The 14,107-nt window shown below is 64.8% G+C and carries 13 protein-coding genes and 1 pseudogene; 9 read left to right on the top strand and 5 right to left on the bottom strand.

Annotation, left to right across the window (positions count from 1 at the left end; all coding sequences use genetic code 11):
- Positions 1 to 424 precede the first annotated feature (424 nt).
- Complete coding sequence (locus ON20_RS32165) at positions 425 to 1,441, bottom strand: alpha/beta hydrolase (RefSeq protein ID WP_040842089.1); 1,017 nt, start codon at positions 1,439 to 1,441, stop codon at positions 425 to 427.
- An 859-nt stretch (positions 1,442 to 2,300) separates the two neighbouring features.
- On the opposite strand from ON20_RS32165, the gene ON20_RS32155 reads away from it, so the two are divergent.
- A complete protein-coding gene (locus ON20_RS32155) occupies positions 2,301 to 2,504 on the top strand; it encodes a cold-shock protein (protein WP_011209970.1) in 204 nt (67 codons plus the stop codon).
- Between the two features lie 173 nt (positions 2,505 to 2,677).
- On the opposite strand, the gene ON20_RS32150 is transcribed toward ON20_RS32155, so the two are convergent.
- Positions 2,678 to 2,932, bottom strand: a complete 255-nt coding sequence (locus ON20_RS32150; protein WP_051163732.1) for a MerR family transcriptional regulator — start codon at positions 2,930 to 2,932, stop codon at positions 2,678 to 2,680.
- Between the two features lie 604 nt (positions 2,933 to 3,536).
- Between ON20_RS32150 and ON20_RS40125 the strand changes: the two genes are divergently transcribed.
- From ON20_RS40125 to ON20_RS32130, 4 genes are all read left to right on the top strand, one after another.
- A complete protein-coding gene (locus ON20_RS40125; protein ID WP_281032948.1) occupies positions 3,537 to 3,668 on the top strand; it encodes a hypothetical protein in 132 nt (43 codons plus the stop codon).
- 675 nt (positions 3,669 to 4,343) lie between these two features.
- Complete coding sequence (locus ON20_RS32145) at positions 4,344 to 4,730, top strand: P-loop NTPase family protein (RefSeq protein WP_218002742.1); 387 nt, start codon at positions 4,344 to 4,346, stop codon at positions 4,728 to 4,730.
- A gap of 551 nt (positions 4,731 to 5,281) precedes the next feature.
- The gene (locus ON20_RS33810) at positions 5,282 to 6,226 is read left to right on the top strand and encodes a hypothetical protein (RefSeq protein WP_157229179.1); all 945 of its coding nucleotides are present in this window, start codon (positions 5,282 to 5,284) and stop codon (positions 6,224 to 6,226) included.
- 232 nt (positions 6,227 to 6,458) lie between these two features.
- Positions 6,459 to 6,632 carry a CsbD family protein gene (locus ON20_RS32130; protein WP_040841980.1) on the top strand — a complete coding sequence of 58 codons (174 nt, stop codon included), beginning with the start codon at positions 6,459 to 6,461 and terminating at the stop codon, positions 6,630 to 6,632.
- A 1,302-nt stretch (positions 6,633 to 7,934) separates the two neighbouring features.
- Here the strand turns inward: ON20_RS32130 and ON20_RS32120 are convergent.
- Positions 7,935 to 8,579 carry a hypothetical protein gene (locus ON20_RS32120; protein ID WP_040841978.1) on the bottom strand — a complete coding sequence of 215 codons (645 nt, stop codon included), beginning with the start codon at positions 8,577 to 8,579 and terminating at the stop codon, positions 7,935 to 7,937.
- Positions 8,580 to 9,132: 553 nt separating this feature from the next.
- Here ON20_RS32120 and ON20_RS40855 point away from each other — a divergent pair.
- The 3 genes from ON20_RS40855 to ON20_RS32110 all read left to right on the top strand — a co-directional run bounded on the left by ON20_RS40855 (position 9,133) and on the right by ON20_RS32110 (position 11,080).
- Positions 9,133 to 9,567 (top strand): pentapeptide repeat-containing protein, encoded by a 435-nt coding sequence (locus tag ON20_RS40855; RefSeq protein ID WP_083865585.1) that lies wholly within the window; start codon positions 9,133 to 9,135, stop codon positions 9,565 to 9,567.
- A 111-nt stretch (positions 9,568 to 9,678) separates the two neighbouring features.
- Positions 9,679 to 10,323, top strand: a complete 645-nt coding sequence (locus ON20_RS32115) for a DNA alkylation repair protein (RefSeq protein ID WP_051163753.1) — start codon at positions 9,679 to 9,681, stop codon at positions 10,321 to 10,323.
- A gap of 115 nt (positions 10,324 to 10,438) precedes the next feature.
- Positions 10,439 to 11,080: a hypothetical protein gene (locus ON20_RS32110; protein ID WP_218002740.1), complete on the top strand. Its 642-nt coding sequence runs from the start codon at positions 10,439 to 10,441 to the stop codon at positions 11,078 to 11,080.
- A gap of 83 nt (positions 11,081 to 11,163) precedes the next feature.
- Here ON20_RS32110 and ON20_RS35470 read toward each other — a convergent pair.
- Positions 11,164 to 11,827 (bottom strand): annotated as a pseudogene (locus ON20_RS35470) (IS256 family transposase); the annotation flags it as partial.
- A 65-nt stretch (positions 11,828 to 11,892) separates the two neighbouring features.
- Between ON20_RS35470 and ON20_RS32105 the strand changes: the two are divergent.
- Complete coding sequence (locus ON20_RS32105) at positions 11,893 to 12,333, top strand: ABC transporter permease (RefSeq protein ID WP_245547627.1); 441 nt, start codon at positions 11,893 to 11,895, stop codon at positions 12,331 to 12,333.
- A gap of 861 nt (positions 12,334 to 13,194) precedes the next feature.
- Here the strand turns inward: ON20_RS32105 and ON20_RS39710 are convergent.
- Positions 13,195 to 14,106 (bottom strand): bifunctional 3'-5' exonuclease/DNA polymerase, encoded by a 912-nt coding sequence (locus ON20_RS39710; RefSeq protein WP_281032954.1) that lies wholly within the window; start codon positions 14,104 to 14,106, stop codon positions 13,195 to 13,197.
- Position 14,107 lies beyond the last annotated feature (1 nt).

The raw sequence follows: 14,107 nt of genomic DNA, 5'->3' as shown, positions 1-14,107 counted from the left end.
AGGACGCTGAGATAAAAATGGGTGCCCAGGCGATATCTGGACACCGTTGCTGAGGCATAAATGTCTCGTTTGTGTCCGGAGGTGGAATCGACCACCACGCCCACGCGCTTGGTCGGTAGCATCTATTAATTATCGAATGAGGACAAGGAGACACACACCTCAACCACAAAGATCAACCCGCGGAAACGATGAAACCACCCCGTGTGGATTCACGTGGGCGTCTTCCCCGGCACGAGTTCGGATAACAGCCATGAGGTGGTCGCTGCCCCCGTCGGCGGGATACCCCGTACGGTACGGCGCAGTCGGGGGCACTGCGTGGCGCGGTCACTCGCTTCCGGCGTTCGTGGCGGCCTTGCGCACCGCAGGAGCCGGCGCTGGTGCGCGCTCGCGGCATGTCGTCACTTCTGACGGAAATCTTACCGTCCTACGCGGGTATCCCGAGCCCCTCGGCGAGGATCGGCCAGGACTTGTAGAACGCCTCGCGCCAGTAGCCCCAAGAGTGCGTGCCCGACGGCGCGTAGTCGAAGGTGGCCGGGATCCGAAGCCGAGCAAGCCGGTCCTGGAGGTTGCGGGTGCACCAATTGGTGGCGGCTTCGATGACGCCGCCCACCACGAGCTGGTTGGCCAGGCCGTAGGGACCGGGCTGGGCGTAGTCGCCGTCGACGGTGTCCCACTGTCCCGGCAATCCGTTGCCGGTCGATACGAACAACCTCGTGCCGCGCAGAGCCTCGGCGTTCTCGACCGGATCGTTGGCAACCCATGCCGGATCATCGTCTTCGCCGTACATGTTGCGGACATCGCCGCCACCGTAGAGCTCGACGACCAGTTTGGTGAACTGTCTCCCGATCGGGTCCGCGATCTGGGCACACCCGCTGTACCCGGCGACGCTTCGGTAGAAGCCGGGTTCGGCTTCGGCCATCTGCAGGACCGCGGTGGCGGTCATCGAGTTCGCGGCGATGGCATTGATCCCATTGGCGCCCAGAGCTTCGTCGACCAGCGGCGGCAGCTCGTGGAGGAAGAAGGTGCGCCATTTGTTGCGGCCGAGCGCTGGATCATCGTGCTTCCAGTCGGTGTAGTAGGCGAACGCGCCACCGAGCGGCATCACGACATTGACGTCCTTGGTGGCCAGGAAATCACCGACATCGGTATTGGCCCACCAGGTGGCCTGGTCGGTCCCACCGCCTGCCCCGTTGAGGAGGTAGAGCACCGGCCGGGGTTGTGAGGCGTCGTTGGGGCGCTGCACCCTGACAGTAATGTTCTCGTCCATCGCCGCAGAATGGACCAAGATGGTCAGACTGCGGCCGTCGATTCTGCTCGCGACAATTCGCGAGCCGTCCGGAGAGACGGGATCGGCAAGTAACTTCTTGGACGCGATGATCGGATCGCCGCTGTCGGCAGAGCCGTTCCCGACTCCGAACACCATGACAGATGCGGCGAGCATCACAGTGGCAACAGCGACTCGCAGTGCGGGCCTCAATCGTTGGCGTCTCACGTCAAACCCCAGGTCTCGACTCACGACAGACATTGCGTCGGTCGGGAATGGCAATCTACCCGACCCGGCGGTAGAGCAATCACCTCGAGCCCGGCGCAAGGACGTGATCGGAAAGCGCATCCTGTTGAGCGCCCGACAACCCCGACCGTCCGAATCAAGGGCCGCACAGGAAAGTCGTGGCCGATACCGATGAGACGAAGCCGATGTTGCCGCGACCGTGAAATGCATCGAGAACGCCGAGCGAGGACAGATACCGGTGGAAGCCGTTCGAGCCGAACCTCTCCTTCGCTCCGTGGCGGTGGGACCGTGTCCTTTTCGGCCTCGATGATCCCGGTTCATCCAAGTCGCGAAGTCGTCCGGGTCGAGCTCGACAACACCATGCACCTCGGAGGCTATGCCGGGGGCGCCACCCCTGGGTCCGGGGGCGCTGAAAACGCAGTTCCTCGAGGTAGCCGCCGAGTTCTGCCGCCAGGGAATTGCGACCGAGGGGGTCGCGGGCCTGTCGGACGCGCATCCGGATCGGCGGCTCTGCGCCTTCAGCGAGTATGCCGATGAATGGGGGGTCGGTAAGGACGGGGCCACCGACCGCACACGCGGGTTGAGCCGGTGGGGCGGGTGCACTGACGATGGGTGGATGGTGGAACGGCCGACGCTGTGGTCCTTGGGGACGGCGCCCCATCGGTGACGCTGCCTACAGTCTCGAGCCGTGGACGTGCGGGGTTTCGAGTGTGTGGCATAGTGGGAGGCCGAGACCGGGCTCATTGAAGTGATCTGCACGGCTCGCCTACAGAAAAGAAGTTAGTACAGCATGGCTCAAGGCAGCGTGAAGTGGTTCAACGGCGAGAAAGGCTTCGGCTTTATCGCTCAAGACGGAGGCGGTCCTGACGTCTTCGTGCATTACTCGGCCATTGGTGGCTCGGGTTTCAAGACCCTCGATGAGGGCCAGCGTGTGGAGTTCGAGATCGGGCAGGGCCAGAAGGGTCCGCAGGCTCAGGACGTCCGCGCTATCTGATTCGGCGTGGCTCGAAGGCTCCGCACCGTAACGGTGCGGAGCCTTTCTCGTTCTGGCCGTTCGGTCAGGTCTCGCGGTCCTGAGGTCGTCCGGAGCCGCGAAGCAGCTTGCGTACAGAGGCCCGAGACCGCCACCCGTGAGGGGTTTTCCGGCCGAAGGTGGCGAGTATCCGGTCACTCCTGTTGGGTGGGTCTGGCGTTGAGTTCGCGGGCTTCGGCGAGTTGGTCTTCGAGGATGATGATCCGGCACGCCGCTTCCAGGGGTGTGCCGCGGTCGACCAGTTCACGGGCCCGCGCGGCGATACGCAACTGATAGCGGGAGTAACGGCGGTGTCCGCCGGGTGAACGTTGCGGGGTGATCAGCTTTGCCTCGTCCAGGCTGCGCAGGAACGCCTGGGTGGTGCCGAGCATGTCCGCGGCCCGGCCCATGGTGTAGGCGGGGTAATCGTCATCGTCGAACTTCTCGTTCGCGGTGGGGGGTTCAGAAATCGTGAGGCCTCCATACGCCGAAGTGCCCCGGCGCCGTACGGCGCCGGGGCACTGAAAGGGGGAATTACTTCGTCTTCCGACATGTAACCACAGCGCCGGCGATCACCCGAATCACACGTACTCGCGGGTGACCCGACGGGTAACTTCTCCCTTCTCCTCACAGGGTTACTTCATCTTTCCGTGCAACTTCATCTCGCTGCCCGGCGGGCGGCGCGCCCGTCGTACCTGCTGGTCCCGCGCCCGCCGTCTTACCACGGGCAGTTCATCATCTCCCGTGCCGTCTGGACACTTCCTTCACTTCCAACACTATAGAAACTACCGCATACTTCAGAGGATGTCTACCGCCACCACTATAGATTTTTCTATGCCGTTGTGCCCGGCCACTACCAGTGATCTCCCGACGACACCACGAGCCGGCCCGGGAATACGGCGTCTCATTCGCTCCACCATCCACCGCACCATCAGCAGGCCACCCACGGGCCTACCCCTCGTTTGTGGCTGGTGACATGACTTACCGACATCCCGTGTAGGCGACTTACGTGCCGTGGACCGCGCGGTCGAGCGATTCGATGAACGCTCAGCACGCCTGTGCCGCGTCGAGAAGATTCCGATCGGTCGGGACGACGCGGCCATTCTCGACCGCTATTCCCGCGATGCGCAGCTTGTCGCGGATTGAAGTTCCGGATTGTTTCCGGCGTCGAGCGAGCTTGCCCAGGCCGTGCGCGATGACGTCTCACGCATGCGCAAGCCGCTCGAACGGACCCCAATCCACAAGCCGGCTTCTTGACATTCGGCCACTTCTCGTAGGCCTTCGACTGCTCGTACCGGCTGTTCGTTGCACTGATCAGGCTGTCGTCTACTGCTGCCGTGAGGACGTTGCCGGACAAGGCGGCGAACGTCTGTTCGACTTCACGTCCCAAGAGGTCGGCAGCGAACGCTTCGGTGATCGGCAGCAGCCGCAGCAATGTGGCCTGGCGCTGATCTTGGACCCGGTCGGCGTTCGCGTTCGGACGAAGACACCCAGGTGGCTGCGGCGAGAAGGACGCCACGGCGATCTGGTGTGAGGCCGGGGCGCGGAACAGCAAACCCACGAGCCAACCCGACTCGGGGCGGTCCCGCATAAGGTTATGTCGACTTACTCGCTCCTCATCGCATCGAAACGCGCACCAAACCAAACGGTCGCCAGATCTGGCGGCAACGCCCGGCGCCCACGCCTGCGAAGAGACCTACCAGCGGCCCTGTCCCCATCGCGGAGGAAGCGGTAAGACCTATCTCACCAACCAGTGGGCCGCCCTGTGGGGCCTTCCGGTGAGCATGTGGACGCCGTCTATTACGACAGTGAGTGGAACCGGTGGACCAGGAGGAATTCGCAGAACGCCGGCGTGAGTTGGCGGCCGCGGACCGCTGGGTTATCGAGGGTAACTACGCCGGCACGCTCCCGATCCGGCTGTACCGCGCCGATACGGTGATCTTCCTGAACCTGCCCGCGACCACCTGTCTGTCGGGGGTGTTGCAGCGTCGGGTGAGATATCGGGGCGGACAGCACAGCGATGGGATCTACGACCGGATCACCCTCGATTTCCTCACCTACATCGGTAGCTACCGCCGCCGGATGAGGCCGCGAATGCGGCAGCTTTTCAGCGAGCACGGCTCGACCACGGTGGTCACGTTGACCGGCCGCCGCGCCGTCACACGGTTCGTGCGTGCACTGCGCGCCGAGCATCACTCCCCTATGTGAGTCACCACCGTGGTGAACTATCTGTCTTCGTCCGCCCTTCTCCATTCACCCGGCCGATATCCACCATCGGAGCGTGCTCCGAGACCGTATGGTCAGGTGTGTTCCCAACCGCTGCGCGGCGGCGCCGGTCCACCGATGTCCCCTTTCGAACGCACGGTCACCGGCCGTATCGACGGCTCGGACGAGACCGAACCGGGCAGGCAACGGCAAGGCCCGCTCGCCCGTACCGCATGCGAAATCGACAGCCCCCCTCGCCGCCGGGCCGTACCTCTCGATCCCTGCGCGGGTCACCAGGTCGTCGAGCAATTCGGTCGGATACGGCGGCCGGAACCGCACGTGCCATTGCGCAGTTCCGGCGAACGGACTCTGGCCGTAACCTGGTGTAACCGGCCAACTCGACACACCCGGATCACTCATGACACCAGCTCCTGCCCCCTGGTTCGAGCAGCTACATCCGAGGTCCCGGAGGCTCCCGCAGAGCTGTCTTCACAGGGCAAAGGACCGGAATCTCTCGACACGGAAATTCGCCGGCCCCTACCATCATTATGCGTATGAGCTATCAGTATTCCTGTCTGGCCGACGCGATCGATGACAAGGGCTGCCCGTTACGCCAGTACCTCGATCGGCGTTTCCCCGACCCCGGACCCGTGCAGGCCGGCTACCGCGCGGCCGCTGGGACCCTGCTGGTCGACAGCGGCTCGGCCAGCCCCAGAACCGTGGAGGCTACCTTCAACTACCTTCTGCGGTTCACCCTCGATGCCGACTACCTGCCGGGGCCCGCGATCAGCGCCGACCCGATATTGGATGTCCCCGAATACATCGACCAGGTCCGGGCAGTAGCGAAACTGGCAGGTTCGGTCCACACCAGTCCGCTGCCGGAGAACACACTGCTCACCGTTATTCGCGCCTGCTGGGCCTTGGCATTGTGCACGCAGCTGTACCGCTACCCGTCCATCTTCCCCACCTCCCCCCTCGCAGACCCGATCCGCACCGGAAGATTCACCGTCGACACCCTGCTCGCCCTGGCCCCAGAAGATGCGGTCAACCAGCTGAAATCCCTCTACCCGCCGGCGCTTGTCGAACTCGACGACCTACTGACCGCCCCACCGGCCACCGTGACGCTGGATCCGACTTTCCCCGCCTCACAGCTCTGCCGCACAGACGCGGACATCATCGCGAACGGGGTGCTGATCGGGTTGACAACCCGGCCAGGGCTGAAGAACAGGAGAACAGGGCAGCGGCAGGACTCGCTGCCTGTGACCGACATCTACCAGCTCGTCGGATATGCCCTGTTCGACACCACCGACATCTACCGGATCCACACCGCAGCCCTCTACTCTGCCCGCTACGGAAAACTGCACCGCTGGCACCTCCAAGAACTACTCGACACCTTGGCGGGCGAACCGATCGACCTTGCCGCGGAACGCGCGTATGTGTGGAAACTGTTGGGTGGCCGGAAACTACCGCGTACGGGCCGCCGTAGAAGATGGCCGTAATCCTCACCCAACCGGGCAGATCCGTTGCTTTTCGGCGAGCACTACCGGGACCGCCCCGGCTGTCACCGTGACACGGGTTGGCACTCGCCCGATTGTCACAGCCGTCACCCGGTCCGCTGTCCGGCTGTCCACCCGGTTTGTCCCGGGCGTCTGTTTGGTTTCCACACCAGCGGCTACTGCGGGAGAGGACCGGCGACACCGGATCGCCGGCCGACGCGGAAAGGGGATCGCCATGGGCGCTACCGACAAGGCGAAGAACAAGGCCGACAACCTCGCCGGTCAGGCCAAGGAGAAGTACGGTAAGGCCACCGACGACCCGGAGAAGAAGCAAGAAGGCAAGACCGACCAGGTCAAGTCCAATCTGAAGGATGCGGGCGAGAAGGTCAAAGACGCCTTCCGTGACTGAGGCCCACAATCACACACTTCGCTTTCGAGCGGCAACGGGGGTGAGGCCATACGGCCGAGGAAATCATGTGGTGGACATCGACGTGTAGGCCGGCGACGTCATGGTCGAAGTGACGGACTGGACCGATGCCGCCCTCGTCCGATTCCTCCACCGCGCGATTATCCCCTACCTGCCCAGAAAGCCGGCGAGATCGAAAAACTCGTCCTCGACCGCGGGGACCCGGGACGACAACGCGTGGTCGCCTGGCCCGCGCGGCGACCGGTCCGTGAAGGGGGTCGAAGGTGGAGAGCCCGGTCAGGGCCGCAGTTCCGGCCCTGACCGGGCTGCTCCGATAGTGCCGCCGCCGGCCGGGTGCGGCGTCTTGCGGCGCTACGGCTGTCCCCAAGCAAGTCCGGTCTCCCGCATCCAAGCCCGTGTGCCGAGGCACCGATGGCACCCGATCGCACGTACTCGTCAGACGTACGACGTGCATATGACGTCGTACTACGCTGTGAGGGGTGGGTTACGGCCGGCCGGAGTGGGCGCGGGATCGGTTGCGCGGGATCGAGCCGTGGGAAGTGATGTAGATCCTGACCGGGAAACGTCCGCGTTGGCCGCGCCGCGGCCACGATCGCAGCGGAGCATCCATCCTGACCATTTGGGGCCGCACAAACGCGGGGCGACCGCCGAAGAGGGCCATTTGTCAGGTGTCGGGCCGGTAATGGCATATCGCCTCGGCCCGGGACCTGAGCCCCGTCGAGCCGGCCGAGTTCGAGCAGTGGGAGGAGACCCGCCGATGGCCGAGCAACGGCACTGGCCGGTACCGACACCTGAGCAGGTGGACGCCTTGATGGACGACCCGAACCTGGTGTGGGAAGAGGTCTCCAAGGCCGAAGCGCCGCTTGTGTTGGCCGAGGAAGTCATGGTGGTTCGACCTCTGCGCATGCCGGTGGAATTGGACCGACGTATCCGCGCCGAGGCCGAAGCCCGCGGCGTCACCTGGTCGGAGCTGCTTCGGGATTGGGCCGCCATCGAACTGGCCGCCCTCTCCGACGATCAACCCATCTCCCGTGCCGACGCTCTGCGCGCCTGGCCTCCATCCCACCACGACGAGCCGCCTGAACAGCACCACTCCCCAAAGGCCGGCCCCCCTGCGCCGACGCGGCACCATGGACACCTTCAGCCGCGTCCGGGCACGAGTGTCCTCCTGGCGCTGTTCGCGCCATCATTGTCATCACCGCGTTCGCCGCTGCGGCGGCGGTCCGGTCGATGCGCCGCGCCAAGGCACTGGAACCTGCTTCCCCGGCCATTCCCACACAGGGCCTATCGACTGTGGTGGCCCGTGACAAGGTTGCGCAGCGCACGGATCTTCTCGCTCATCGTGGTGACCATCCCCCGCAGGCGAGGAGTGGGCTCGGGAACGGCTTCCATTTCCTCCGGCATATCCACGACGGCGGCCGGGAATGCCTGCACCGACTCGGAGCCGGCGGGGTCGGCGTTGTCGGTGAACGGCTCCGGCTCTTGGTGTATCACCTGCTCCTGCGCGTTATTTTCCGGATCCGGGTCGGCGGCGATGGAGCTGTTACCGTCGCGCTCGGCTCCCTGATCGGAACGCCCCTCGGTGTGCGTGGTCTCGATGGGGAGGGGTGCAACGCCGGCGGCGCTGTCGGGCTGCCGTTCGAGCGCTGCGTCCACCTTCTCCAGGTCGCCGAGGCCAGGACGGTATTCGGAGTCCTCACCCTCGACCCGCCCGAGCTTCTCGGCGGTCTCGGCGGTCGTGGTCGGGCCGGCGTCGTTTCCCGATCCTGCTGTCTTGGCCCACTTGGTCAAACTCGTCGCCGACGGGCGGCCGCCGTTGCGTTCGGCGACCTGCCGGCAGGCTGCGTTCAGCGAATAGCCTTGGCCGAGAAGTTTTTTCACTTGCTCGAGGTATTTTTTCTTCTCGGTATCGGAATAGGGCCCGGCCATTCGAATATCCTCCTACCAGTTAGGTTGTCGCCTCTAGTGTCAACCATTCACCACAAACGTGAGTTGGTTACAGGTGTAGCATTCGCCGCCGGCCGGCCCCGTCCCGCCCGCGGCCCGAGAAGCGCAACGGCCGGCCCAACCATGGCAGCGCGGGCGTGACCGGGTAGGAAACCGGTGATCGGCATGGTCGGGGTGCCCTTGCCGCAACTCGCACACCCATCGCCCCATACCCGAGGCCCCTCCGGCAGAGGACCACGGTCGACGCGATCCCGCGCCGTGTCGGCCGGCACTCCTACGTCGTCTGCCACAGCACCTATGGAGACGGACGGCCGGCACCGCACGCGACCTGCCGCGGGTTCTGGGACCACCACCGCACCGACCCCGCCGCCCCCGCCCACGGTATCGATGTCCTCGAGGCCGGGGAGACCCTGGCCACCTCGAGTGCATACCCCTTCGCGAACGATCCATGACCGATCAGCCCGCACCTGTACCGATGGCGTAACAGCCGCACCGGTCGGGTCCGGACTCCGCATCACCATCACTCTCCAACACGATACCGGCCGATGCGGACCTCGCCCGCGCGGCATTCACCAGCGCCGACCTCAGCGCCGCAGACCTCACCGGCGCACATTTGGCCGGCGCGGTCCTCCCCTGGGCACGTTTCGGTCACGCGAACCTCACCGGGGCGGACTTCACCGGCGCGACCTCACCGACATCGGGGCCGGCCCCGGCACACGGTGGCCCACCGGTATCACATCCCCGCCCTGAGACAACAGGGACGACCACCTCGGCGATCACGGCTTGTCCCCAGGCGTCCACGCCAGTCAGCGCGCTACCGAATGAAGTGAACACCCATACCGAGCGACTTTCCCCGCGCCGACGGCGACGATACAGCTGCGCACAGGGCGGTCGACTTGTCGGTAGAGACTGCCGGCTCCTTCGACGAGACGCCCACCGAACGCGTGCACTCGTGCCGAAGTACGGATAGCGGCCTTGACCGTGCGCTTGCCGCTTCTCTGGCTCATCGTGCTTGCTCGTAGGCTGAATCCCACATAACGGACAGGAGGCCGAGGTGACCGATACGACGGTGGCCGAGGTGATGGCCGAGTTGGCCGCGCTCGAGGACCCGAAGATCCGCGAGGTGAACGAGAAGCACGGTGACGATCACGGCGTAAACCTCGGCAGGCTGCGCGCTCTCGCCAAGCGGCTGAAAACACAGCCCGAACTCGCCCGTCGACTCTGGGAGACCGAGGACACCACGGCGAGACTGCTGGCGCTGCTGATCTGCCGGCCGAAGGACTTCGAGCACGACGAGCTGGACGCCATGTTGCGCGCGGCACACACACCCAAGGTGTGCGACTGGCTGGTGAACTACGTGGTAAAGAAGAACCCGCACGCCGAAGCACTGCGCCTGGTCTGGTCCGCCGATCCGGATCCGGTGGTCGCGAGTGCCGGCTGGGCGCTGACCACCGACCGCGTGGCAAAGAGGCCGGCCGGCCTCGACCTCGCCGGACTGCTCGACATCATCGAGGCACAGATGAAGAACGCCCCGGATCGCCTACAGTGGGCGATGAACCACTGCCTGGCCCAGATCGGGATCGAACACGCCGCACACCGCGCCCGGGCGATCGACATCGGTGAACGCTTACAGGTGCTCGCCGACTACCCGACCCCACCGAACTGCACGTCACCGTACGCGCCCATTTGGATCACCGAGATGGTGCGCCGACAACACGCCGGGTAGGTAGGATCACGCTCACACCCGTGCCGCCACCCTGCCAGAACGCGACACCCCGATCGACAGAAGCAGGATGTCGAGCCGAGAGCTCGACACACGGAGATATCGGCAAGACCTGTGGATGTGCGGCAACTGGGCTGACGTGGCGACGGGGCTGTCGGTCGAAGGACTTTGCTCGATCGGCCAGGAGTGTCACGTCGTGATCGTTATTCCTTCCGTTCTGGTCGATTTGCTCGAGGCGGCAGAGCCGGGCCGGCGTAAAGCCGTGTGTCTGGACTTCGGCGCTCATGTTCTCGATGTTTGTGCCGATAGCATCAGCGGCGACCTGCTTCGGGCGTCGCGTGGGTATCTCGACGCGGCGCGGCGGCTCCTGGCGGGCACTGGCGATGCCGGTCTTCTTGCTCGTGCTCGTTCGGATTACTTCGGCGCTCGTGGTGATGGCCAGGATGTCGTCGATGCCAGTGGGGTCGCGTCGGTGTCCGTCTGTGCGGCTTGTCAGCGCGAAATGGAGGGCGCCGGGATGGTCCAGTCCAACAGGTACGTGCCCAGAGCAGTCGACGTCGCCAAGGAGGCGCAGGCCGCCGTTGGTGCGTACGCCGCTCATCGTGCCACGGCAGGGATGCAGGGCGAGGTTACTGGCAATGCTCGCACTGCAGCACGAGTCGCCCGATGGGAGGAGGCGCGATGGCAGTTGCTTCGCGTGATCGAGGTTGCGCCGCGGCCGGCCGAGAGCCGGCAGCGGGTGACAGAAAACCGGGCATAAGCGATTACGCGACTGCCGTTTATCCGGATTCAGTGGTTGGTGCCGGGGTGATATCGATGGGGCGTTCGAGCGGTTTGCCCCTGCAGCGCATCGGCATCACCGGTGATCTTCGCGACAGCTTTGGGATATTTTGCGCCGTAGACGATCTCGAACTAACTGGGCGTGGTCGATGTCTTCGGCTTTGTAGATCCCCTTCATCGTCGCGATCGCCCCCGAATGAGCTGATTTCGGCAGCGCAGCAGGTATATTTTCCTGCTTATGCCACCAACAGCGCCGCTCGCGGGTCTCGGAGAACACCTCCCGTACCACCTTCCAAACCCCAGCGCCCCGTCGCCGACGGCCAGTACCGGCGCCCGCATACCGCGGCGGCGGCAATCACACAGCAGATCCGCCCACGATTCGTGCGATTCGCGGTACCCGTCAGTGAGTGCGATGAGTTCCTTGCAGCCATCGGCGCGTATGCCGATCACCGCCGGCAGGCACAATTTCTCCTGCTCCAAGCGGACTTTCAGGTGGATGCCGTCCACCCACAAATGCACATAATCCACACCCGAAAGCCACCTGGTAGCAAAGGCTTTCGCTTCGTCCTGCCATTGGCCGGTCAGCTTGTTGACCGCCGACACGGACAGGCCCGACCCGGTGCCGAGGAACTGCTCGAACGCCCGGGGCGAAGTCGCCGGTGGACAGCCCGTGCAGATACAACAGCGGAGGCACCTCGTTGATCTGCGGCAACCGGCGACACCACGAGCGGCGGGGGAAATCGATCGGATCAATTCGTCAGGTGTGTACCGGTCTAGGCTGCAGACGTGTCGATGCTGAGAGCAGTGTGGTGGGCCTTGGCCGTGGTCGCGTTGATATTTACCGCGTGGGTCGGTACTTCACCGATGGCCGGCGTGTCGTTGTCGTGCGCGAAGAGCGGTGAACTGTATCTCGATGGCGACCGATCCTCCTTGCAGTGCGATGACTCGATCGTCCACGTGTTGGGGGTATGGCCGCTGCTCTGCCTCGGGCTGTTGCTCGCGACCCCACCTGTGGTAGCGGCACTGGCAATGCGAGGGTGGGTTTCCTGGTTGGTTGTCGCCGCACTTGTCGGTTTGTCGATCACTGGGCCGGCGAACTGGTCGTCACACTGGAGGTTGCTGCTTTTCGCTGCTCCCATGGCGGCCCTTGGATTGGTCGCCGCCACGGTGCAGCAGGCTGTCCCGCGCCTGGTAACACCGCAGATTGGTTCTATTGCAGCAGATCCCAGTTGACTGGTCGCTCGCGGGACCGACTGGGCCGTGGGAGTAGAACGCTCAGGTCACAGCAACGTTGAGGGCACCAGCAAGATCACCTCTTACAGGCTCGGCGTCTTCCGGAGTGACATGTTGACCATTGGGCCCTCACGCAAAGTGGGCCAGAACCAAGGCTTATTCGCCGTTTGACACCCGCGGTCAGCCGGCGGCGGCCACGAACAATGGCATGAGGATAGTGTTGCCCACACCCATCACCGGGGCTCGGCATTTGTCAGACATGCTCTAGCCAAACCCTGCCGAGCCCAAGCACCAACGCGGCACAGTAGCAGCTTTACAACCTGGCCCCAGTATGGAACGCGCCCAGCAGACGAACCCCGGACTCAGGACAGATCATGCCGGCGGGCACGTGTTCAGGTCTGCGCCTGGGCACGCCCAAACATGCGGCAGCACGGTCGAATCGCTGCGGGGCGCGGCGAGCGGCGGTCCGGGCTGCCCTCCGTCCGGGTCCGGGCCAGGTCGAACGCGGACCGCGTGAACAAAGCGCGGAATCCGCCGAGAATCACCGGGCGGCGCCAAGAGTTGCTCGCCATCACCAAGGAGGCGAGCCCGCCCCTGCCAAGTGGTTGTCCTCGCGCTGGTCCTGGTCGGCTACAAAAGCCACGCCGGCAAGGACATCTGGCGGTCTTCTGACACCGGGATGTAGCGGAAAGCCAGGCCGGCCGCCGTGCACGGGATTCGCTTGCTGCTGCGTGCGCGGCACTCACCTCGTCGCGACCGCAAGGATCGTACTGATCGCGGCGGGGCACCGGCTGTTATCCCCTACCCCACTCGGTCGACAGAACGCCTACCGGGTGACTCTTACAAAACAAGTTCAGGTCCCTACTTGGCGTCCCCGTAGCACTCCACCACCGCCGTTGTGAAGGGAAACCGCACCGGTGTCGGCCCGAAGGTCAGCCGACCTGCAGTATCAGCCGCGGTGGCGATCATTTCGGCGACCCTCGTCGCCTCCTCCGACGGGCAGTGCACCATCACCTCGTCATGCTGGAAGAAGACCAGCTCAGCACGGAGCCCGGCACGAGATATCGCATGACGCAGGCCCGCCAGGACCAGCAGGGCCCAGTCGGCGGCGCTACCCTGCACCACGAAGTTACGAGTGAAGCGGCCACGGGCACGCGCCGCCGAGGTGCTGCCGTACTCGCCGAGATTCTCCCGGGACAGGTCCTCCCGGTCCGGCGACGCGACCGACACCGGCGGGCACGTCCGCCCCAGCCACGTGCGTACCAGACGGCCCTCCTCACCGGCACGCGCCGCATCGTCGACATAGGCCACCGCGGCCGGATACCGCCGGCGGAGACCGGCCAAGCGAGTGAGGGCATCGCCGGAGGTCTGGCCGTAAATGGCGCCCAATAGGGCGAGTTTGGCTTGCGCGCGATCGCCGCCGAAGTCACGGACCGCCAGATCCGCGTACAGATCCTCACCTCGACCGGCCACCTCCATCAACCCTGGATCGCGTGAGACGGCGGCAAGTATCCGCGGCTCCATCTGGTCGGCGTCGGCGACCACCAAGGACCAGCCCGGATCGGCACGTATCGCCCGGCGGATTACCTTCGGGATCTGTAGGGCACCACCACCATTGGTGGTCCAGCGGCCTGAAACCGTGCCGCCGGGCAGGTATTCGGGACGAAAGCGGCCGCCGTGTACCCACTGTTCGAGCCAGGACCAGCCGTGGGCGGTATACAGGCGGTACAGCGACTTATAGGCCAATAGTGGCGCTACCGCCGGATGATCGATT

The sequence above is a fragment of the Nocardia brevicatena NBRC 12119 genome, assembly GCF_000308495.1.
In the GTDB taxonomy this organism is placed as follows: domain Bacteria; phylum Actinomycetota; class Actinomycetes; order Mycobacteriales; family Mycobacteriaceae; genus Nocardia; species Nocardia brevicatena.
Note: the sequence above shows the minus strand (reverse complement) of the source record. Positions and strands in the feature narration are given on the sequence as shown.

Coding starts and splice junctions, on each gene's coding strand:
- ON20_RS32165 (WP_040842089.1), bottom strand. CDS start 1,441: ATGCTCGCCGCATCTGTCATGGTGTTCGGAGTCGGGAACGGCTCTGCC.
- ON20_RS32155 (WP_011209970.1), top strand. CDS start 2,301: ATGGCTCAAGGCAGCGTGAAGTGGTTCAACGGCGAGAAAGGCTTCGGC.
- ON20_RS32150 (WP_051163732.1), bottom strand. CDS start 2,932: ATGGGCCGGGCCGCGGACATGCTCGGCACCACCCAGGCGTTCCTGCGC.
- ON20_RS33810 (WP_157229179.1), top strand. CDS start 5,282: ATGAGCTATCAGTATTCCTGTCTGGCCGACGCGATCGATGACAAGGGC.
- ON20_RS32130 (WP_040841980.1), top strand. CDS start 6,459: ATGGGCGCTACCGACAAGGCGAAGAACAAGGCCGACAACCTCGCCGGT.
- ON20_RS32120 (WP_040841978.1), bottom strand. CDS start 8,579: ATGGCCGGGCCCTATTCCGATACCGAGAAGAAAAAATACCTCGAGCAA.
- ON20_RS32115 (WP_051163753.1), top strand. CDS start 9,679: ATGGCCGAGTTGGCCGCGCTCGAGGACCCGAAGATCCGCGAGGTGAAC.
- ON20_RS32110 (WP_218002740.1), top strand. CDS start 10,439: ATGTGCGGCAACTGGGCTGACGTGGCGACGGGGCTGTCGGTCGAAGGA.
- ON20_RS32105 (WP_245547627.1), top strand. CDS start 11,893: ATGCTGAGAGCAGTGTGGTGGGCCTTGGCCGTGGTCGCGTTGATATTT.